The following is a 20,331-nucleotide window of genomic DNA, read 5'->3' as shown; positions in this document are numbered from 1 at the left end:
TATATTACAGAGAAATAGATCTTGAGCTGTCTAGTTTCGTTTGTTTTTTATTTTCCCTGTATCATCAATTTCTACATCAGTTGAAATTGTTTGTAAATATTGAAGAGCTTTTTTCTTTTCTCCTTCATTTACAGGGGAAACTTGGTTGTTGCGAATGATATAAGGATTGAATGACATTTGGACATCCTTTCCTTTAAAAGTTAAAGTTAATACGCCAGTTTCAGCGCTTTTCCCATTCACATAACTCGGGAATAAAAAGTTACCTAATGAGTAAGCGATAGGAACTTTATTATAATACTCAAACCCTTGTAACCAATGTGGATGGCTTCCGACAATTGCGTTAGCTCCTGCTTCAACCATTTTAGGTACATATTGCTTTTGGTATTCTACCGGACGATTTGATTTTTCAACGCCCCAATGCATATAGACGATTAAATAGTCTGCATCTTTCTTTTGTTCTTTAATTGTTTTTGTTACAAGATTTAAATCATAGCCATTCGCAACGCCAGGTTTATTCTCACCAGCTACCCAATTAGAATCAGGCATAAATCGAACGAAGGAAAGAAATTTGAACTTTTTCCCTTTTACGGTCATTTCTCGTGCTGTATATGCATCTTTCGCATTTTTTCCGGCTCCAATGTAAGGGAACTTTAATTTTTCTACGTGAGAAATCGTATCTAATAATCCATCTTGCCCATAATCAAGTGTGTGGTTATTCCCAATATTTACGATGTCATATCCAGTGTTTTTAATAGCTTGTAGTGTAGATGGATCACTTTTAATCCAAAACAATTGCCCAGGTGCTTTCTTTTCTTTCGTTGTAAATGCCGACTCTAAATTCACAAAAGAAATATCAGCTTTTTTTATTTCTTCTTTTACATGTTGGAATGGGTAATCAGCCCCATTCTTTTCGATTATAGGACGTAATTGCCAATCAAACATTGTATCACCAGAGAAGGTGAGCGTGATTTCTTGGTCTTCTATTTTCTTTTCGCTTTTTGAAGCGGTTTTACTAGATTTGTTTTGCAAATCGGGTTTGTCTTTTGCTTTTGAAATAAAAGAGTAATTGATTAATAAAACAATCGGTGTAATGAAAAAGGCTATTAACAAAAATCGTTTTAGTAAAGTTTTCATATATACCTTCCCTTTTAATATTATCCCGCAATTAAATTAACACTGAATCTATTAAAGGTAATTAAAGTTACAAAAAATAGCGGGTTATGTAGTGGAAAACATTTGTTAATATTCTCAATATTAAGTTAACATATAGATAACCTGTAAATCAATGTATAAACCAAAATATAGAAATAAAGAATTCGAAGGGTGAAGAATGAGAAATGGTTATATTAGGAGCAGTTGTAAATGGGATTTGTATTATATTTGGTACTTTACTTGGTAAATTATTTAGTAGGATTCCAGAAAGTATGAAAGGGACGATAATGCACGCAATCGGTTTAGCGGTTACTGTGCTTGGACTTCAAATGGCATTAAAAAGTGAAAACTTTCTTGTTGTCATACTGAGTTTAGTGATTGGTACGGTAATTGGAGAATGGTTACAATTAGAAGAAAAGTTAAAACATTTAGGGGATTGGCTAGAAAATAAAGTTGGATCGAAAGGGAAAGGTAGCATATCAGAAGGTTTTGTAACAGCTACTTTAATTTTTGCAATTGGCGCGATGGGGATACTTGGTGCACTTGACAGTGGGATTCGCGGAAATCATGATATTTTATTTACAAAAGCGATTATCGATGGATTTATTTCTATTATATTAACGACAACTCTAGGAATTGGCGTAGTATTTTCGGCGATTCCAGTTGTTTTATATGAAGGTGGTATTGCAGTTTTTGCAACACAAATTAATAGTTTTGTCCCGAAAGAATTAATGAACCAATTTATAGTGGAGATGACGGCTACGGGCGGCATTATGATATCTGCTATTGGATTGAACTTGCTTAGTATTATTAACATCAAGGTGGCAAATTTACTTCCAGGTATATTGGTAGTGGGTGTAATTGTTTCAATTATTTATGGTTACGGTTTGTTAGTAAATTAGTAGAGGATGGAAATACATATGGAGGAATTTCAATTTACAAAACGTGTGCATAAAATATTGGAGATTGCAGCAAAAGAGAGTGAGTGTAACATAATTCACCCGGTCCATCTGTTTATAGGTATGTGTAAAGAAGGTACAGGAGTTTGCGCTGAGTTATTTATGTATTTGTTTCATAAAGTGGGTCCAGATTTTTTAGAAAAACTTTCGTTACGAAAACGATTCGAGTTACATAATCAAGAATATAAAAAAATAGGGCAATATAAACTATCTTATAAAGCGATAGAAATTTTACAAATAGCGAAGAAACGTATGGAACGCTTTCAGCAAGTAGTAATTAATGAAGGACATATTATGTATGCATTATTTCGTATAGATACAGATATTGGTGAATTTATACATACACAAATGCAAGAAGATATATTACGTATTACAGCTGTCCCGAGAGACTTAGTGGTAGATTTAAATCGTTTTAAATCTATTTATAATACATTATTTTGTCATATAAGAAGAGCTAGTCCTTCTGATTTTGATAAGTTATCACGATTTGTAGCGGATGAATTTGGTGAACGGTGGTTACAGTCGGTTGTTTATGGATTTCGGACATATAACGAAAAGTTACCTATCTATATTGCACAGCAGGAGGAAGTAATAATTGGTTTCGCCTGTTACGATGTAGTGAGAGGAAAGAAAGGATTGTTTGGTCCGATGGGCATAGCGAAACAAAATCGTGTGAAAGGTGTAGGAAAAGAATTATTGCATCATTGTTTATATAATATGAAGCAAGATGGATATGAATATGCGATTATTGGACAAGCAGGTCCCATTGAGTTTTACGAGAGAAATTGTAATGCTCGTTTAATACCGATAGATAATAATTAACCAACTTCATTTAGGGGAGTTGGTTTTATTATGAAAATGATGTAGAGATGTAGTGGTTTTTACTAGAAAATAGCGGGTTTTGTAGTAAATCTTACATATAAAGCAAATTACTAAACTTTTTACAAGAAAGGGTGTAGAATGGGTATCTAAAGAAAGAAGGTGTGAAAATGGCCAGCTGGAAACGAAATTTGATGATTTGTTGGCTAGGTTGTTTTACCACTGCAGCCGGTATGAGTTTAGTAATTCCTTTTTTATCTTTTTATATTGAGGAATTAGGAGTAACCGGCACTTCTAGTATTGCACAGTGGTCGGGACTTGCATTTGGTATAACATTTTTAATGGGTGCGATCGTGTCACCAATATGGGGAAAGCTTGGTGATATACATGGACGGAAATTGATGCTGATTCGTGCGAGCCTTGGTATGGCGATTATTATGACGCTTATGGGGTTTGTAACGGATGTGTATCAACTAGTCGCACTAAGATTTTTGATGGGAGCAGTATCTGGTTTCCTTTCAACGGCGATGACATTTATTGCAGCAGAAACTCCGAAAGAACATTCAGGTTGGGCAATTTCTACAATTTCAACTGGTGGTGTGAGCGGTTCGTTACTTGGCCCGTTATTTGGAGGTTATTTGTCTGAGTTAATTGGAATGCGTCATGTCTTTCTTGTTACAGGAGCTTTTTTATTCCTTTCCTTTCTCATCGTTTTTTTCTTCCTGCATGAAGAAAATCACTCTGCTCAAGCAAAAAAAACACAGCCGAAAAAAGTATGGACGATGGTCCCAGCGAAGCATTTAATTATTAGTTTATTTGTAACAACATTTATTATTCAACTTGCTAATATGTCAGTTCAACCCATTGTTACATTGTACGTGAAAAATTTAGTAGGTCCTCATACTGCACATATTGAAACAATTGCGGGAGCAGTTATGTCAGCGACAGGATTAGCAGTTATTTTGGCAGCACCAAGACTAGGAAGATTATCAGATCATATCGGTCCTCAAAAAACGTTAGTTGTAGCGTTATTTGCAGCAGGAATTATTTTTATCCCGCAAGCATTTGTAACCTCAGCTTGGCAACTATTAATTCTTCGATTTTTATTAGGTATCGCACAAGCAGGATTATTGCCTTCCGTACAAACTCTACTAAAACAACATACACCAACCCATGTTACGGGACGAATATTTGGATATAATCAGTCGTTTCAGTTTTTAGGAAATATGATTGGTCCAGTGCTCGGGGGACAAATTGCAGCGCATGCAGGCTTCCAATATGTTTTCCTCTCTACATCATCACTATTATTTATTGCGTGTATTTGGGTTTATTTTCATAATAAGAACGAAGAAGTATCAGAGAAACGACATTTGGAAGTTAGTTAACTAAGTGAATGAAAAAGAAAAAGGATGAAGCAACGATTGCTTCATCCTTTTCTTTAAAATTGAAGACAGAGATAACTTAATGTACCAAGCTCATAACTACGGTGAATGACTTCACCGCTATTCTCGCCACTTCCCATTGCAATAAACAAAGGAACAAAATGCTCTGCTCTTGGTACTGCTAATTGTGCATGAGGGGCATTATTCTCCCAATTAAACAATGCATCTTTATCGTTATTCTGCATATGTTTAATAATCCAATCATCAAATTCAATTGCCCATTGTTCGGGTGTCGTTTGATTCCATTTCAAAGCTCGTAAGTTATGAACGGTAACACCGCTACCGATTATTAAAATATCTTCTTGTCCAAGTCCTTTAAGTGCTTCTCCAATGTTAAATTGCTCTTTTGCAGGAAGGAATGGATTGACTGAAATTTGGATGACAGGAATATTTGCTTCTGGATACATGCGGTGCAGAAGAGTCCATGAGCCATGATCTAAACCTCTCGTCATATTATGATGGACTGGAATACCTTTGTTTTTAAATTTTGTTTCTAACATAGATGCAATGTAAGAAGAACCTTTCGCACGATATTTGATTTCGTATAACTCAGGAGGAAAACCTCCAAAATCATAAATTGTTTCATATTCGTTATCTGATGAAGAAATTGTTAATACCTCACTTTCCCAGTGAGCAGTGAAAATAACAATCGCTTTCGGTTTATATGTTTCTCCAAGTTTTTTTAAAAACCTTGTATAGTCTGTATCTTGAATAGCGAGCATAGGCGAACCATGTGCTAAAAATAGTGATGGCATCATAATAGTAGAAACCTCCTAAAAATTATATAATTACTTTATGTAAGTAACTATATAATTTTATTTTTGATTCGTCAAGAGATTAGTTTGAAAGCAAGTCTGAAAAATACATCATTTGTCATAATGAAAGCAATTACATATAATATAAAATAAGAAAAGTGAATGGATATTCATTTTTCTTAAAGGTATACATAATAAATTTGGAGGCTGACGAAATGAATGTACAGGAAAGTTTCGTTACGGCATTGGATGGATCGGAAATTTATTTGCGTAAATGGTTACCAGAAGGAGATCCGAGAGGAATTATTCAAATTGCACATGGCATGACAGAGCATGCAGGGGTGTATACAGAATTTGTAGATGCTTTATTGGAAGCAGGGTATGGTGTTTATGCGCATGATCATAAAGGACATGGGAAAACAGTAAAAAAAGAAGAAGATTATGGTCATTTTGAACCAAATATAGGGTGGAATCAAGTTGTATCGGATGTTATCTTTGTTTCAGAAAGGATAAAAGAAGAGCAGTCAAGTCCTTTGTTTTTACTTGGACATAGTATGGGTTCTTTTTTATCAAGACGTGCTGTACAACTTAGGGGTGAACTATACGATGGATTTCTGATTTCAGGAACAGGTGGAAATCCAGGGCTTTTAGGAGCTATTGGTCATAAAGTAGCAACAATCGAAATGAAATTGCGCGGGGCAAAAACGAAAAGTCCAATGTTAAACTTTTTATCTTTCGGAAACTTCAATTCGAACTTTAAGCCAAATCGTACAAAATTTGATTGGTTATCTTCAGATAATAATCAAGTTGATAAATATATTGCGGATCCGTTATGTGGTTTCATTTGTACGACGAGTTTTTACCGAGAATTATTTTCTGGAGTATTAGAAGTAAATAAACTAGAAGAATACAAGAAGACGCCAAAGAATCTTCCAATACATATATTCTCTGGTGATCGTGATCCTGTTGGCGATATGGGGAAAGGTGTAAAAGAAGTATATGAAAACTATAAAAAATGTGGTGTGAAAGACGTGACACTACGTTTATATGAAAATGGTAGACATGAAATGTTTCATGAAGTAAATAAGGATGAAGTATTTAAAGATTTAATTTCGTGGTTAGATGCGCATAATAAATGAGAAAGATAATCCCAAACTGTTTGTAGTTTGGGATTATTTATTATACAGAAATAGGGGCAATAAATTCTTAAATTCACTTTACTTAATAAAAAATAAATCTTATTCTATATAATTAAACAGATAGCAAGCTCTGTGTAAGTAAGGAGATGAATGTATGAGATTTGGAATTATCGGTCCATCAGAAGATGAAATTACGCCTTTTATTGAAGAAATGTCTAATAAGGAAATAACGAATCTTGCGATGTTAACATTTCACAGTGGGAAATATGAGAATGTAGAAGTTGTTGCCTTATATTGTGGTGTATGTAAAGTTAATGCAGCTATTGCAACTCAAATATTAATCGATAAATTCAATGTAACGCATATTATTGTCACAGGTGTTGCAGGAGCAATCGACAAAGTATTGAAAATTGGAGATACAGTAATTTCAACAGAAATAGCATATCATGATGTTGATGAAGGGATATTAACTGAATATCATCCTTGGATGGAAAGTGTATATTTTAGAACGGATAGAAACCTGCTTGAATTAAGCAGAGAAGTGGTTGAGAACAATCAATTCGCTCAAAATGTTTATTTTGGAAAAGTTGTTACTGGAGAAGCGTTTATTAGTGAGAGTGGTCGTACAGAAATAATCTCTAAATACAATCCACTTTGTGTAGATATGGAAACTGCAAGTATAGCCCACGTCTGCTATGCAAATACGATTCCGTTTTTAGCAGTGAGATCAATAACAGATACAGAAGAAGCGTCTGGCATAGAAGTGTTCGAAGATAATTGTGTATCTGCTTCGCATAATTCAATTTATTTTGTTAAAAAGTTACTAGAGTCTTTAAAAAAATAAAGAAATATTGTATGAGAGGAAACCTCACTTTTCTGAAGTGAGGTTTTTTGTAGTAACGAAGTAATAGTGAATAAAACTAATTTTAAAAGTAACTTAAAATCAAACTTTTTATAAAGCAACAGATGCTCGTTCATAATAGTAGTATAATAGTGAATGAGGTGTTAATAGAATGGAAGATAGAACGTTAGGTTTATTACTAGATGTTGTTGGTGAATTATTTTCAGATGAAATTTCAATTGCTGTTTCGAATACGAAAGAATATATTTACTACCGGCCAAGTAAACGAATTGATTTAAAGATTAGTGTCGGGGATCCTATAAAGGAAGGAACGATTGCTCATAAATCGATGGTGATGAATCAAAAAACATCTGAGTTTATTAATCGGGATGTTTTTGGTATTCCTTATCATGGAATGGCTGTACCATTTTCAAACAATGGAAAGCTTGAAGGGTGCGTAACGGCAATTTATCCAGCTTTAACGGATGGAAAGTCAGTCGTTACTTTAAAAACAACAGACGGCTGGATTCCGGTTCCTTTTTCAAAGGTTATGTATTTAGAGGCTAAAGATAAAAAGACGTATGTGAATTCAGAAGAGTTATCAGGAACACATAAATACTCTCTACAAGAATTCGAATACTTGCTTCCGAAAGATTCATTTATTAGATGTCACCGTTCGTTTATTGTAAATGTTAATCATATTAAAGCGATTTATCCTGATACCCATTCTACTTTTGTACTTTCGATGGATAATGGTGAGAGGGTACCAGTTAGTCAATCATACGCTAGTTATTTCCGTAAGCTTCTAGGATTCTAAATTTTTCTGCTTTAGAACCTAGATTTGCTGTTCTGTCTGAATTTTCGGCATTGTATACTAAAATCCCTATTTTGATAGTGTTAATGTGTAAAATAATTATGAATATTCAATGAGAGAGGGATTACATATGGAGAACAATTTAGATAGAATCAGAGATCAACGTCTAAAAGATCGGGTAGTTACACCTGAAGAAGCAGCTTCCTGGATTCAAAGTGGAATGACTTTAGGCTTAAGTGGGTTTACACGTGCAGGTGATGTGAAAGCAGTCCCATTTGCGCTTGTAAACCGAGTTAAGAATGATGAATCTTTTAAAGTAAATGTTTATACTGGGGCTTCTTTAGGCTCGGATGTAGACAAATTATTTGCTGAGGCAGGAATTTTAGGGAAACGATTGCCTTTCCAAGCTGATGCGACAATGCGAAAAGGAATTAATAACGGAGACTTTTTATTTGTAGATCAGCACTTATCTCATACAGCAGAGTTACTTCGTGCTGACGTTCTAGATATAGATTTCGCTATTTTGGAAGCGGTTGCGATTACAGAGGACGGAATGATTATTCCAACCACTTCAATTGGAAATTCCTTAGCGTTTTCCTTAAATGCTAAGTCTATTATTATTGAAATGAATATGGCTCAATCCGCGCAATTAGAGGGGCTACATGATCTATATGAACCAGGTAAACAAGGAGAGAGGCTTCCAATTCCGCTTGTGAAAACGGATGACCGAATTGGAACAATCGGTATTCCAATTGATCCTGAAAAAGTAAAGGGAATTGTGTTTACGAATCAATTGGATTCGCCATCGACAATTGTTCCTCCGGATGAAGAAACTGTTATTATGGCACAGCATTTAATAGAATTCCTTCGAGAAGAAGTCAAAGTAGGCCGATTAACAAATCGTTTAGCGCCGTTACAATCAGGAATTGGTTCAGTGGCTAACGCCGTATTGCATGGAATGTTAGATTCAGAATTTGAAGATTTAGAAGTATATTCCGAGGTTTTACAAGATGCAGTTTTTGATCTTATGGATGCTGGAAAAGTCAATTTTGCTTCTTGTTGTTCTATCACGCTTTCTGAAGAGAAAATGCAACAAGTATTTTCTAACTTTGAAAAATATCGTGACAAATTAATGATGCGTCCACAAGAGATTTCCAATCATCCTGAAATTATTCGTCGCCTTGGATTAATCTCAATTAATACTGCATTAGAATTAGATATATACGGAAATGTTAACTCTACTCATGTTTTAGGTACAAAAATGATGAATGGTATTGGTGGGTCTGGCGATTTTGCAAGAAATGCACGCCTAGCTATCTTTGTTACTAAATCGATTGCGAAGGGTGGGAACATTTCAAGCATCGTTCCTTTCGTTTCACATGTAGATCATACAGAACATGATGTAGATGTTATCGTCACTGAACAGGGGTATGCTGACTTAAGAGGGCTTGCGCCAAGAGAAAGAGTGGAACTTATTATTGAGAATTGCGCACATCCAATGTATCGTGATCAACTACGTGCTTATTACGAAGAAGCAAAAACAAGAGGTGGACAAACTCCTCATATTTTAGAAAAAGCTTTTTCTTGGCATACGAATTATGCTAAAAATGGAACAATGCTTGCAGCGGTAGTAGAAACTGTATAGGTTTGTATCGTACGAAATAGTAAAACGAATGAGTGAGCTTGAAGATTAAAATTTAGAAAAAGAGAACGCCAACTTTTAGGGATGGCGTTCTTTTTCTTTAAAAAAATTGTTGAAAATCGTACTGATTATAATAAAGATTTATAAAAATAATTTCTAATTTATGGAAAATAAAGGTTTTTTTGAAGTGCTTTCCGAATCAATTTAGTAGTGTACATATTGAAAGTGAGGAAAAAGAACCATGAAGATAAGAGAAGCATTATTAAGTGAAGCAAATGAATTAAGTGAACTCGCACTACATTCAAAAGCAACGTGGAATTATAGTGAAGAATTCATACTTGCTTGTAAGGAAGATTTAACAATTACGGAAGAGTACATAAAAAATAATTTTGTATATGTTTTAGTAAACGATAATGCGAAGATTGGTTTTTTCTCATTTTTACGTAATGATAAAGCTCTCGATTTCTTGTACATTCATCCTCATTACAAAGGAAAAGGTTACGGGAAAATACTTTGGGAGTATGTAATAGAAAAAGCCAATGAACTAGGATTAAAAAGTTTTACAATTGATAGTGATCCGAATGCAAAAGGATATTACTTGAAAATGGGAGCACAGTTAATAGGAGAGACACCATCAACTGTCTTTAAGGGTCGTTTACTGCCTCTTTTGAAATATGATGTGTAAAACTATTAATAGTAGGGGAAGATTAGAATGGATGATGTAAAGAAAAAGCAAATATATGAGGCGTTAATAAGATCTTGGTCAATAGCAACAAGTTCAAAGTGGACAATTGAAAACCCAGCAAAGGGACAATGTGGTGTTACAGCTCTTGTCGTTCAAGACATACACGGAGGAGAAATTAAAAAGACAAAAGTAAGAGAGGTATGGCACTTTTATAACTTTATAGATGGGCAGAGATTTGATTTTACAGAGACTCAATTCAATGGGAAATTGAATTATATGGATGAAAAGTCAAATCGGGAAGAAGCATTTGCAGATACAAATGAAAAACAATATAGCATTTTGAAGGGAAAAATAACGAAAGAATTAAAATTATCTTTTGACTCTTAATCTTTAATAAGTTACTATAATGGTGGTAACTTATTAAAGGGAACTTCATAGAGTTGAAAGGGGAAATACTTTTGAAAACAACTTATGTAAACGCTACAATTGTAACGATGAATGAACAAAACGAAGTGATAGAAAATGGATATATCATTGTAGAAAATGATCAAATTATAGATGTAAAGAGCGGAGAATTTGCAAATGATTTTGAAGTAGATGAAGTAATTGACATGAAAGGAAAGTGGGTTTTACCAGGGCTTGTAAATACACATACACACGTTGTAATGAGTCTCCTAAGAGGTATTGGAGATGATATGTTATTACAGCCATGGCTGGAGACGAGAATTTGGCCACTGGAAAGTCAATTTACTCCAGAGCTTGCGGTCGCTAGTACGGAATTAGGATTACTTGAGATGGTGAAAAGTGGTACAACATCATTCTCTGACATGTTTAATCCAATTGGAGTAGATCAAGACGCAATTATGGAAACGGTATCAAGGAGCGGGATGCGAGCTGCTGTTTCAAGGACTTTATTTAGCTTCGGAACGAAAGACGATGAAAAGAAAGCGATTGAAGAAGCTGAGAAATATGTGAAGCGTTATTATAAAGAAAGTGGCATGTTAACTACGATGGTTGCACCACATAGTCCATATACATGTAGTACAGAATTGTTAGAAGAGTGTGCTCGTATTGCAGTAGAGAATCAAACAATGGTTCATATCCACCTTTCTGAAACAGAGCGTGAAGTACGTGATATTGAAGCACAGTACGGAAAACGTCCAGTAGAATATGCAGCGAGCTGCGGATTGTTTAAACGCCCAACAGTTATTGCACACGGTGTAGTATTAAATGATGATGAGCGTGCATTTTTAGCAGAACATGATGTTCGAGTAGCACATAACCCAAATAGTAATTTAAAACTAGGTTCTGGTATAGCGAATGTAAAAGCGATGCTAGAAGCAGGAATAAAAGTAGGAATTGCAACAGATAGTGTTGCGTCTAACAATAATTTAGACATGTTTGAAGAACTGCGTATAGCAACTTTATTGCAAAAAGGTATACACCAAGATGCAACAGCATTACCAGTTGAAACAGCTCTTTCTCTTGCGACAAAAGGAGCTGCGGAAGTCATTGGGATGAAACAAACGGGATCACTTGAAGTTGGTAAGTGTGCCGATTTTATTACGATTGACCCGTCTAATAAGCCGCATTTACAACCAGCGGATGAAGTGTTATCACACCTTGTATATGCTGCTAGTGGAAAAGATATAAGCGATGTAATTATTAACGGAAAACGTGTCGTTTGGAATGGCGAATGTAAAACGTTAGATGAAGAGCGTATTATATTTGAAGCAAGTCGTTATAAACGAGGTTTACAAAGATAACTTTTTTAGGCTGTGGAGAGAATCTTCTCCACAGCCTATTTCTAATTTGTAAACCTCACTATATTTTTTAAAACTTTGCAACAGAAGTGATAATGCTAACACTACCCAAAAAATTAGATGTTGACGCTAGTTTTAGAGTACATTGATAGTTAGGACATGTATTTATTTTTGGTTTTTAATAAACTTATTGTATTATTGTGTATTAAATGAACTATTAAGGAGATTAAAGGTAAAGAAGCTCCAATGAGTAAAGTTACTTCACTATTAAATTTATAGTAAGTATAACTTCCAATCCATGAACCAAAGGCTCCTCCCAAAAAGAAAATAGTCATATATAATCCATTAAGTCTGTTTCTTATCTCGGGATTCAAACCAAAGATAATTTTTTGACCTAATAATAAATTTCCTGCTACACCAATATCAATGCAGATACCTGAGATAAGAATTAAAATTATGCTAAATAGTGAATGATCTTGAACAAAGAATAATAGTACGATCGATAATAGTACGAGTGCCATTGATACATTAGTCATTGTAAAAATATAACCTTTATCTGCTATTTTACCAATAGTAGGAGTTAATAAAGCTCCAGCAATTGCAACAAAGCCAAATAATGCAATTTCATTATTTGAAAAATGTAATGGCTCTGATCTTAATAAAATTGGAATAGCTGTCCAATAAAGGCTAAATGCAGCAAATAAACATGCGTGATAAAAAGCTCTTTGTTGTAAAGGAGAAGTATTTATTAGTAGCTTTACCATAGAAGTTATTAAATTTGGATATGTCATGTTACTAGTTGAGATAACTTCATAGTTGGGTAAAAATTTTAGAATTAACAGTAATACGGTAACTAGGGTTATTAATGAAAAAAGAAATACCATTCTCCAGCCAAACCACTCTGTTATTCCGATAGATAATGGGCGAGCAATCATAATCCCAATCAATAAACCACTCATCACTTTACCCACATATTTACCTGCCTCTTCAATTGGCACGATTCTCATTGTTAGTGGAACTAACATTTGAGCTGCACAGGCCCCAATGCCAATTATAGTTGTTAATAGTAAAAAAATAATTCTGTTTGTCGAAATTAGCGTACCAATTAATGAAAAAATAGTTAGCCCGATAAGAATTCCTATTATTTTCTTACTTTTCAATAAGTCAGCGATCGGTACGATAAAAAATAACCCCAATCCATACCCAATTTGTGTCAAAGTAGTGAGCAATCCAGATAAATCAGAAGAAATGTTCAGATCTTTTGCAATGAATTGTACAATTGGTTGTGCATAATAAATATTTGCAGCAAGTGAACCACAACTAATTGCTAAAATAAATATTAGAAAATTTGTCTTTTTAGTCAATTTTATCATTCCTTTCTTTTTGGAACGTTCATTCCGAAATCATTAAAAAAGAAAGACTATAGGTCTGCAATAGTCTTATCTACTAGATGATAGGCTGAATTTTTCTCTTTTTTATATTTAGACATTACATTCAAACTATGATTTAAACTTAATAAAGAATATGCAACTAATTCAGTATCAACCTCTTGTGAAATTTCTCCTTTCTTTTTTCCTTCTTCGATAACTTGCTTAAATACTTTTTCAAGTTCATTAAAATCATTTATGAGTATTTCTTCTATGGCAGGGTCAATTTGTCCAATAAGCAGTGAAGAATTAGTTATCATACAACCTTTTGGAATCTCACCTGAATAACATTTTTCAATATGTTGATAAAAAAAGGATTTAAGTGATGCTTTTGTGTTTATACCACTAAAAAGTAAATTTCTCTTTTGAGAGCCATAATTTTTATAATGTTCCAAAACTAGTTTAAATAGTGCATCCTTATCTCCAAAGCTATCGTAGAGAGTAGATCGACTTATACCCATCGTTTCAATAAGATCTGATATATATGTAGCATCATAACCTTTTTCCCAGAATAAATGCATAGCTTTATTTAACGCGTGTTCTTTGTTAAAACTAATACTTCTACCCAATTTATAACACCTCCATTCATGTAACTTAGTATAAATATTCCGGAACGATAAGTCCAGAATATTCGTCTTAATTTCCGAAAGTTTCGTAAAATATCCGTAAATGTTAATTTTGTATTGTGGTATTTAGATGCTATAAAATAGAAAGTATGTATTGAAGCGACAATTAAATTCGATTTTATTGAGGAAAAGTTAAGCTCCTATTAGTTTATATGTTTTTTTCGTTAAAAATCGAAAAGATTCCAAGGTAATCCATATCCTTTTAAAAGGATAGCTTTTTTCTTGAACGAATAAATATTCAAAAGAATGTCGCGTCTTTCTGTTAGTATTTCTGCTATAATATATTACGCTTTATAATATTTTATATTTAAGGAGAACAACTCATGAAGCGAAAAAAGAGTCATTTAATGGTAATGGCACTTGTTACATCTTTATTATTAACAGCTTGTAATAATAAAGCGGATAAAAGTGACACAGAGGTTAAAAAACAAGTGTTAAATGTAACAGTATCAGAAGAAATTCCTTCTCTGGACACTGTGAAAACAACAGATGGTACATCAGCACACATTATGCAGAATATATTTGAAGGGTTATATGTATTAAACGATCAAGATCAGCCTACTCCAGCCATAGCAAAATCGTTTAAAAGAAGTGAAGATGGTAAGAAATATACATTTGACTTGCGTAAAGATGCAAAATGGTCAAATGGGGATAATGTAACAGCAAATGATTTTATATTTGCTTGGAAACGTGCAATTAACCCTGAAACAGCCTCTCAATATGCGTCCATGCTCTTTTATGTAAAAAATGCGAAAGAGATCAATAAGGGAACAATGCCTCTTGATGCACTTGGGGTTAAAGCGATAAATAACTATACGTTAGAAGTTGAACTCGAACAGCCAGTTCCGTATTTTTTACAGTTGTTAGCACTACCTATATACTTACCACAGCATGAATCATTTTTGAAAGAACAAGGAAACAATTATGCATTGGAACCTAGTAATCTCATATATAACGGTCCATTTGTATTAGAAAAATGGAAGCATGAACAAGAGTTTCAATTAAAGAAAAATACTACATATTGGGATCGAAAGAAAGTGAAATTAGATGAAATAAACTTTCATATCCTAAAGGATACAATGACAGCTGTAAATTTATATGAAGCCGGAGATTTGGATCGAGTACCTATTAATTCGCAAGTTGTAGACAAGTATAAAGGGAATAAGGAATTACATATGTCGAGTGATCCCGGAATTGCTATGCTTCGTTTTAATGAAAAAAATAACGCGTTAGCAAATAAAAAGGTGCGTCAATCTATTTCATTAGCGTTAAATAAAGATGATTTCGTTGCTCACTTTATTAATAACGGAGCAAAACCTGCAAGTGGACTTGTACCAGTTGGTCATGTAAATGAAGTGACTGGTAAAGATTTTAGAAAAGAAAATGGAGATATTTCCTCATATGATTTGCAAAATGCGAAAAAACTTTGGGAAGAAGCGAAAAAAGAGCTTGGGGTAGAACAAGTAAACCTAGGGTTCTTAACGTTCGAACAAGATAACGCAATACGTATGGCAGAATATATAAAAGGTGATTTAGAGAAGAATTTGCAAGGGTTAACGATACAAATTAAACAACAGCCATTTAAGCAAAAATTACAGTTAGAACAAATAGGTGATTACGATATAACTATGGCAAATTGGGGACCTGACTATAAAGACCCAATTAGTTATTTAGAGTTATTTACGACAGGGAATCCGAATAATAAAATGAATTATTCTAATGTTCGTTACGATGAATTAATAAAGAAAGTGAAAACGGATTTTGTACTAGATACGGAAAAACGATGGGAAGCGTTGCGAGAAGCCGAGCAGGTATTATTAGAAGATGCTGCGGTGGCGCCGCTTTATCATATTGGCTCAGCATATGTACAAAAGGATTATGTAAAAGGAATTGAAAAGCATCAATTTGGTGGTATTTATACTTATAAGAATGCTTATATTGCTAATGAATAAATACAAAAAACCTTACTTTTTAAAAGTAAGGTTTTTTACACATAAATTCTATTAAACTGATTTTAATAAAGCGTAAAAATTCGTATCATATGGGATATCATCTTGATACATATAATTTTTTAGAACGCCTTCTTTTTCAAAACCTAATTTTAATAGTACTTTATTGGAAGCTTCATTTTCAAGAAATACAATTGCTCCAATCCGCTTTAAATGAATCGTATGGAAACCGTATGATATAACCTCAGAAACAGCTTCAGTCGCATATCCTTTTCCCCAGTGTTCAGGCAAAAAGGCATAACTTATATTGGCTCGTTTATGCTCAGAAGACCAATCGTGAAAACCAATGGTACCGATGAGTTCTTTCTTGTCTTTTAATTCGATCCCCCATTTTATACCGCTTCTTGCATTGTAACTCAACTTAAAGTTATGAATGATTTGTTTCACTTGATCAACATCTTGTAACGGTTTTTGACCATAATAGCGCAGTACATTAGTATTAGAAAAGCATTGTAGTATACGTGGTGCATCTTCTTCGGTAAGTTCTCTTAAAATAAGTCTTTCAGTTTTTAATAAAGGAAACATATTTTCGCTCCTTTTCACATGAAAATAGAATGTATTTGTTATTATATAATTTAATCTGAAAATAAAGATTATTCAAGGTGTAATGGTAGATTTGATTTATGATAAACTTAGATGTGGAATATATTTCAAAAAAGAGGTTTGGAAATGGAAAAAAATTCGATATTAATTGTAGATGACGATAAAGATATTATTCAATTTATTAATGTGAATTTAAAACAAGAAGGTTTTAAAGTTTTTAGTGCTCATAACGGAGAAGAGGCTTTAGAAATAATAAATAATAACAGTATTCAACTTGCTATTTTGGATATTATGATGCCTCAAATGGATGGTATAGAACTTTGTAGAAGGATTAGAGAGAAACATAGTTTACCAATTATGTTTTTAAGCGCGAAATCATCGGATGTAGATAAGGTAATTGGATTTAGTACTGGGGCAGATGATTATATTGTGAAGCCGTTCAGTACAATTGAATTTATAGCAAGAGTGAAAGCCCAATTAAGAAGGTATACATATTTCAATCAAAATGCTCCCCAAGTAATGGAAAAGAAAATAAACATTAGAGGTTTAGAAATAGATGAAGTGTCGAGAACAGTAATGTTATATGGAGAAACAATGAATCTTACGAAAACTGAATATGAAATTTTACACTTAATGGCAGTTGCAAGGAACCGTGTGTTCACGATCGAAGAAATATATGAGAGCGTTTGGAACGAAAGAGCCTATGAAAGTAATAATACAGTAATGGTTCATATTGCAAGATTGAGAAATAAAATTGAAGAGAATCCAAAAGAACCGAAGTTTATACAAAATGTTTGGGGAGTCGGATATAAAATTGAAGATTAGATTTTTACAGGGTATTAGGGCGAAATTTTTTATTGCTTTCATATGTAGCATCTTGTTAGCGACTGTAAGTATAATAGTGTTTCAAATTTTGGCTGGAAATATATATAGTCAGGTTAATGTTTTAGAGGAAAAATATTCATTTTTATATTTTATAGTTTTTTTGATTTTTACTACAACATACTTTGCGTTAATGACAAAAACGCTGATGAAAAGGTTGTCTCAAATTAACAAGAACGTGAAGGAAATAAGTGACGGTAATTTTGAAATACATATACCTATTTCGAAAAGCGATGAGATTGGTGAACTAGCGGCAAATGTTAATAGAATGGCGAAAAGCTTAAAAGAGTCTATTGAGAATGAAAAAAAATCACAGGAAATGAAAAATGAAATGATTAGTAATATTTCTCATGACTTACGAACGCCAGTAACATCTTTAATCGGTTATGCGGACCTGTTAGGAAATAAACTCCATTCGAATGGAGAAGAATGTGAACAGTATGTAAGTATATTAAAGCGAAAAAGTTATGAATTAAAACATCAAGTAGATGATTTATTAGAATACTGTCAAATAAATTATAGAGAGATTGAATTACATAAAGATGAAGTAGATATGAAAGCATTAATTGAACAAATCATGATTGACTTTGTACCACAATTAGATGATGCCAATATGAACTTTTATATTAAAAATGATGAAGTGCTACATGTAGAAGTTGATGTGACACTTATAGTGAGACTATTTGAAAATATAATAGGCAATAGTATTATGTACGGGAGAGATGGAAAGGAAATTGCAATTGAAATTTTCAATAAAACAATGAATGTTGAAGTAGAAATTAAAAATTTTGGACAATGCATTCCGAAAGAGGACCTTCCTTACATTTTTGAGAAGTTTTATCGTAGTGAAAAATCACGTAGTTCTCATACGGGCGGGAAAGGAATAGGACTTGCAATTTCAAAAAGTATAGCCGAGCTCCATCAAGGGGATATCACTGTACGTAGTAACGATAAAGAAACAGTTTTTACTGTGAAATTACCGCAGTATAAAAAAGTAAGAAAGTCGTAAGTATTTCTTTCATATGCTGTAATTTTTACTTTGTATCATTGAGGAAAAGGATATGAGAGTAGGGATGCGACATGTGGAAGAAATTTTTATTAGTAATTATAGTTTCTTTTTTAATTATAAGTTGGATCTTAGTTTATGTAGCTAATGATGTTACATCAGTTTTTGTTTGGTGGAGTATACAGGCTTTTAGTTTTATTTCAGTTTTCCTCTTGATAGGATCAGTAATAATATTTTTTTTGAAAGGCATTTTTAGAAAGCGGATAGATAGAACGCTATTTTTAATCATTCTGTTTTCTATCATTGGAGCTTGGCCTGTCGGTTGGTTTGCTAATATAGGTAGAATTGCTTACCCAGCAGATATACAATCTATGAGTCCTAAAGCAGTAGTTCGTTTTCCTTTGAATGAACGAGCATTAATAGGTTGGGGTGGTGATCGGTTAGAAACGAACTATCACGTTATAAAACCAAATGAAAGGTGGGCATATGATATTCTCATTCCACCTGCTGAAGTGAAAAGTAGTAAGTTAGAGGATTACGGAATATATGGAGCGAAAGTAATGGCACCAGCTTCTGGGACGGTTGTATCAATTAATAATAATGAACAAGATTTAGTTCCGGGATCGGATAATTTTCAGTCAATGGCTGGGAATCATATTTATTTACGACTAGATGAAACAGGCACATTTTTAATTCTTGCCCATTTAAAGAAAGGATCAATTAATGTGAGAGAAGGACAACGTGTAAATGAAGGAGAGTTTCTTGCTCAAGTCGGTAACTCAGGAAGTTCAAGTGAGCCGCATTTACATATTCATCATCAAAGGCAAGATCCGTCCAAGGTAAGTATGTTTTTTGCGGAAGGATTGCCACTTTACTTTCGAACTGAAAATGGTTTCATGATGCCGGAAAAAGGAGAATATATAAAAGGGAATTAGGGGGGAAGCGCTAATGTGGGAGAAGTATTATGTTGAAACTGATAGAGGGAGATTTGAGTATTTTCAAAAGGGTGAAGGAAAACCACTGTGTGTAACGCATTTATACAGTGAGTTTAATGGCAAGGGTAACTTATTTGCTTCGGCATTTACGAATCATTACACAGTGTATCTTATAAACTTAAGAGGGTGCGGAAACTCTACACATGACACCACTAAATATAATCTAGGAATGGTAGATGCAGTACGTGATTTAGAGGCGATACGTAAAGCATTAAATATTGAAGATTGGACGTATGCAGGTCATTCGACTGGTGGAATGCTTGCTTTACAGTATGCGATAATGTGTCCGGAGAAGCTTGTGAAAATTATAGCTGGCGGATTATGTGCATCAGCTGAGTATATAAATCACAAAAATAGTATTTATTGTAGAGATAATAATCAAAATGCTCGTTTAAGAGAAATATTTGCAGTACTTAGGGACACGGCTTCTACAATTGATGAGAGGCGTGCCGTAAACAAAGAATGGACAATGATGTCTTTATATAATGAATCAGCTTATGATGAAATGATTACTAGACCGAACAGCGGTAAAACAGTTTCAAAACGTCTTGATTATTTTTCTTATAAGGAGTTACCTACATTTGATGTGCGTTTACAATTAGAGAATGTAAATATACAAGCCCGTATTTACGCTGGAATTTATGATGCACAGTGTCCTCATGAATTTGCAGTAGAAGTAGCCGAACTTATGCCAAATGCAATAATGTCGACATTTGAATACAGTAATCATTTTCCATTTATTGAGGAGGAAGAAGAGTTTGAAAAATTTGTTGAAAGCACGGTGTGACATGTGAATAGATGATGAAAATTTATAATTCAAAAAAGAAGGCTG

Annotated in this window: 20 protein-coding genes; 15 read left to right on the top strand and 5 right to left on the bottom strand. The window is 33.7% G+C overall.

Translation table 11 applies throughout. The features are described from left to right. Nucleotides 1–30: 30 nt before the first annotated feature. Entirely contained in the window at nucleotides 31–1,134 is a 1,104-nt protein-coding gene (locus RT27_RS17835) for a CapA family protein (RefSeq protein WP_000854536.1), read from the bottom strand. 203 nt (nucleotides 1,135–1,337) lie between these two features. Here RT27_RS17835 and RT27_RS17830 point away from each other — a divergent pair, with 203 nt between their 5' ends. The 3 genes from RT27_RS17830 to RT27_RS17820 all read left to right on the top strand — a co-directional run bounded on the left by RT27_RS17830 (nucleotide 1,338) and on the right by RT27_RS17820 (nucleotide 4,315). Next, the gene (locus RT27_RS17830; protein ID WP_043936847.1) at nucleotides 1,338–2,054 is read left to right on the top strand and encodes a DUF554 domain-containing protein; all 717 of its coding nucleotides are present in this window, start codon (nucleotides 1,338–1,340) and stop codon (nucleotides 2,052–2,054) included. Nucleotides 2,055–2,072: 18 nt separating this feature from the next. After that, nucleotides 2,073–2,933: a GNAT family N-acetyltransferase gene (locus tag RT27_RS17825; RefSeq protein ID WP_029441980.1), complete on the top strand. Its 861-nt coding sequence runs from the start codon at nucleotides 2,073–2,075 to the stop codon at nucleotides 2,931–2,933. 167 nt (nucleotides 2,934–3,100) lie between these two features. Further along, nucleotides 3,101–4,315, top strand: coding sequence for a multidrug efflux MFS transporter (locus RT27_RS17820; RefSeq protein WP_043936846.1), 1,215 nt, complete (start codon nucleotides 3,101–3,103; stop codon nucleotides 4,313–4,315). Nucleotides 4,316–4,368: 53 nt separating this feature from the next. Here RT27_RS17820 and RT27_RS17815 read toward each other — a convergent pair whose 3' ends face one another. Then, a complete protein-coding gene (locus tag RT27_RS17815) occupies nucleotides 4,369–5,130 on the bottom strand; it encodes a class III extradiol ring-cleavage dioxygenase (protein ID WP_043936845.1) in 762 nt (253 codons plus the stop codon). A 212-nt stretch (nucleotides 5,131–5,342) separates the two neighbouring features. Here RT27_RS17815 and RT27_RS17810 point away from each other — a divergent pair, with 212 nt between their 5' ends. From RT27_RS17810 to RT27_RS17780, 7 genes are all read left to right on the top strand, one after another. Next, nucleotides 5,343–6,266, top strand: coding sequence for an alpha/beta hydrolase (locus RT27_RS17810; protein ID WP_001102583.1), 924 nt, complete (start codon nucleotides 5,343–5,345; stop codon nucleotides 6,264–6,266). A 154-nt stretch (nucleotides 6,267–6,420) separates the two neighbouring features. Then, on the top strand, nucleotides 6,421–7,110 hold the full coding sequence (locus tag RT27_RS17805) for a 5'-methylthioadenosine/adenosylhomocysteine nucleosidase (RefSeq protein WP_016082075.1): 690 nt from the start codon (nucleotides 6,421–6,423) through the stop codon (nucleotides 7,108–7,110). A gap of 169 nt (nucleotides 7,111–7,279) precedes the next feature. Beyond that, nucleotides 7,280–7,924, top strand: coding sequence for a LytTR family DNA-binding domain-containing protein (locus RT27_RS17800; protein ID WP_029441983.1), 645 nt, complete (start codon nucleotides 7,280–7,282; stop codon nucleotides 7,922–7,924). Nucleotides 7,925–8,051: 127 nt separating this feature from the next. Continuing rightward, nucleotides 8,052–9,566, top strand: a complete 1,515-nt coding sequence (locus RT27_RS17795) for an acetyl-CoA hydrolase/transferase family protein (protein WP_043936843.1) — start codon at nucleotides 8,052–8,054, stop codon at nucleotides 9,564–9,566. A gap of 238 nt (nucleotides 9,567–9,804) precedes the next feature. Further along, complete coding sequence (locus RT27_RS17790) at nucleotides 9,805–10,248, top strand: GNAT family N-acetyltransferase (protein ID WP_029441985.1); 444 nt, start codon at nucleotides 9,805–9,807, stop codon at nucleotides 10,246–10,248. Between the two features lie 27 nt (nucleotides 10,249–10,275). Next, nucleotides 10,276–10,635: a hypothetical protein gene (locus tag RT27_RS17785; protein WP_043936841.1), complete on the top strand. Its 360-nt coding sequence runs from the start codon at nucleotides 10,276–10,278 to the stop codon at nucleotides 10,633–10,635. A 53-nt stretch (nucleotides 10,636–10,688) separates the two neighbouring features. Next, on the top strand, nucleotides 10,689–12,014 hold the full coding sequence (locus tag RT27_RS17780) for a bifunctional S-methyl-5'-thioadenosine deaminase/S-adenosylhomocysteine deaminase (RefSeq protein ID WP_003270044.1): 1,326 nt from the start codon (nucleotides 10,689–10,691) through the stop codon (nucleotides 12,012–12,014). A gap of 149 nt (nucleotides 12,015–12,163) precedes the next feature. On the opposite strand, the gene RT27_RS17775 is transcribed toward RT27_RS17780, so the two are convergent. Beyond that, entirely contained in the window at nucleotides 12,164–13,384 is a 1,221-nt protein-coding gene (locus RT27_RS17775) for an MFS transporter (RefSeq protein WP_082044835.1), read from the bottom strand. A 47-nt stretch (nucleotides 13,385–13,431) separates the two neighbouring features. Continuing rightward, complete coding sequence (locus tag RT27_RS17770) at nucleotides 13,432–14,007, bottom strand: TetR/AcrR family transcriptional regulator (RefSeq protein ID WP_000533752.1); 576 nt, start codon at nucleotides 14,005–14,007, stop codon at nucleotides 13,432–13,434. 380 nt (nucleotides 14,008–14,387) lie between these two features. Between RT27_RS17770 and RT27_RS17765 the strand changes: the two genes are divergently transcribed. Beyond that, nucleotides 14,388–16,016 carry a peptide ABC transporter substrate-binding protein gene (locus RT27_RS17765; protein ID WP_043936838.1) on the top strand — a complete coding sequence of 543 codons (1,629 nt, stop codon included), beginning with the start codon at nucleotides 14,388–14,390 and terminating at the stop codon, nucleotides 16,014–16,016. A gap of 51 nt (nucleotides 16,017–16,067) precedes the next feature. Here RT27_RS17765 and RT27_RS17760 read toward each other — a convergent pair whose 3' ends face one another. Continuing rightward, nucleotides 16,068–16,598 carry a GNAT family N-acetyltransferase gene (locus RT27_RS17760; RefSeq protein ID WP_000484225.1) on the bottom strand — a complete coding sequence of 177 codons (531 nt, stop codon included), beginning with the start codon at nucleotides 16,596–16,598 and terminating at the stop codon, nucleotides 16,068–16,070. 144 nt (nucleotides 16,599–16,742) lie between these two features. On the opposite strand from RT27_RS17760, the gene RT27_RS17755 reads away from it, so the two are divergent. From RT27_RS17755 to RT27_RS17740, 4 genes are all read left to right on the top strand, one after another. Then, nucleotides 16,743–17,441: a response regulator transcription factor gene (locus RT27_RS17755; RefSeq protein WP_016082070.1), complete on the top strand. Its 699-nt coding sequence runs from the start codon at nucleotides 16,743–16,745 to the stop codon at nucleotides 17,439–17,441. Next, entirely contained in the window at nucleotides 17,407–18,507 is a 1,101-nt protein-coding gene (locus RT27_RS17750) for a HAMP domain-containing sensor histidine kinase (RefSeq protein WP_173927838.1), read from the top strand. Before RT27_RS17755 ends, RT27_RS17750 begins: the two co-directional genes overlap by 35 nt. A gap of 71 nt (nucleotides 18,508–18,578) precedes the next feature. Continuing rightward, nucleotides 18,579–19,439 (top strand): M23 family metallopeptidase, encoded by an 861-nt coding sequence (locus tag RT27_RS17745; RefSeq protein ID WP_016082068.1) that lies wholly within the window; start codon nucleotides 18,579–18,581, stop codon nucleotides 19,437–19,439. A gap of 13 nt (nucleotides 19,440–19,452) precedes the next feature. Continuing rightward, a complete protein-coding gene (locus tag RT27_RS17740; RefSeq protein ID WP_000263707.1) occupies nucleotides 19,453–20,286 on the top strand; it encodes an alpha/beta hydrolase in 834 nt (277 codons plus the stop codon). Nucleotides 20,287–20,331 lie beyond the last annotated feature (45 nt).

The sequence above is a fragment of the Bacillus sp. L_1B0_5 genome, assembly GCF_000836715.1.
GTDB lineage: Bacteria > Bacillota > Bacilli > Bacillales > Bacillaceae_G > Bacillus_A > Bacillus_A thuringiensis_S.
Note: the sequence above shows the minus strand (reverse complement) of the source record. Positions and strands in the feature narration are given on the sequence as shown.

Excerpts from the sequence above, each read along its gene's own strand:
- RT27_RS17835 (WP_000854536.1), bottom strand. The coding sequence starts at position 1,134 with ATGAAAACTTTACTAAAACGATTTTTGTTAATAGCCTTTTTCATTACA.
- RT27_RS17830 (WP_043936847.1), top strand. The coding sequence starts at position 1,338 with ATGGTTATATTAGGAGCAGTTGTAAATGGGATTTGTATTATATTTGGT.
- RT27_RS17825 (WP_029441980.1), top strand. The coding sequence starts at position 2,073 with ATGGAGGAATTTCAATTTACAAAACGTGTGCATAAAATATTGGAGATT.
- RT27_RS17820 (WP_043936846.1), top strand. The coding sequence starts at position 3,101 with ATGGCCAGCTGGAAACGAAATTTGATGATTTGTTGGCTAGGTTGTTTT.
- RT27_RS17815 (WP_043936845.1), bottom strand. The coding sequence starts at position 5,130 with ATGATGCCATCACTATTTTTAGCACATGGTTCGCCTATGCTCGCTATT.
- RT27_RS17810 (WP_001102583.1), top strand. The coding sequence starts at position 5,343 with ATGAATGTACAGGAAAGTTTCGTTACGGCATTGGATGGATCGGAAATT.
- RT27_RS17805 (WP_016082075.1), top strand. The coding sequence starts at position 6,421 with ATGAGATTTGGAATTATCGGTCCATCAGAAGATGAAATTACGCCTTTT.
- RT27_RS17800 (WP_029441983.1), top strand. The coding sequence starts at position 7,280 with ATGGAAGATAGAACGTTAGGTTTATTACTAGATGTTGTTGGTGAATTA.
- RT27_RS17795 (WP_043936843.1), top strand. The coding sequence starts at position 8,052 with ATGGAGAACAATTTAGATAGAATCAGAGATCAACGTCTAAAAGATCGG.
- RT27_RS17790 (WP_029441985.1), top strand. The coding sequence starts at position 9,805 with ATGAAGATAAGAGAAGCATTATTAAGTGAAGCAAATGAATTAAGTGAA.
- RT27_RS17785 (WP_043936841.1), top strand. The coding sequence starts at position 10,276 with ATGGATGATGTAAAGAAAAAGCAAATATATGAGGCGTTAATAAGATCT.
- RT27_RS17775 (WP_082044835.1), bottom strand. The coding sequence starts at position 13,384 with ATGATAAAATTGACTAAAAAGACAAATTTTCTAATATTTATTTTAGCA.
- RT27_RS17765 (WP_043936838.1), top strand. The coding sequence starts at position 14,388 with ATGAAGCGAAAAAAGAGTCATTTAATGGTAATGGCACTTGTTACATCT.
- RT27_RS17760 (WP_000484225.1), bottom strand. The coding sequence starts at position 16,598 with ATGTTTCCTTTATTAAAAACTGAAAGACTTATTTTAAGAGAACTTACC.
- RT27_RS17755 (WP_016082070.1), top strand. The coding sequence starts at position 16,743 with ATGGAAAAAAATTCGATATTAATTGTAGATGACGATAAAGATATTATT.
- RT27_RS17750 (WP_173927838.1), top strand. The coding sequence starts at position 17,407 with ATGTTTGGGGAGTCGGATATAAAATTGAAGATTAGATTTTTACAGGGT.
- RT27_RS17745 (WP_016082068.1), top strand. The coding sequence starts at position 18,579 with ATGTGGAAGAAATTTTTATTAGTAATTATAGTTTCTTTTTTAATTATA.
- RT27_RS17740 (WP_000263707.1), top strand. The coding sequence starts at position 19,453 with ATGTGGGAGAAGTATTATGTTGAAACTGATAGAGGGAGATTTGAGTAT.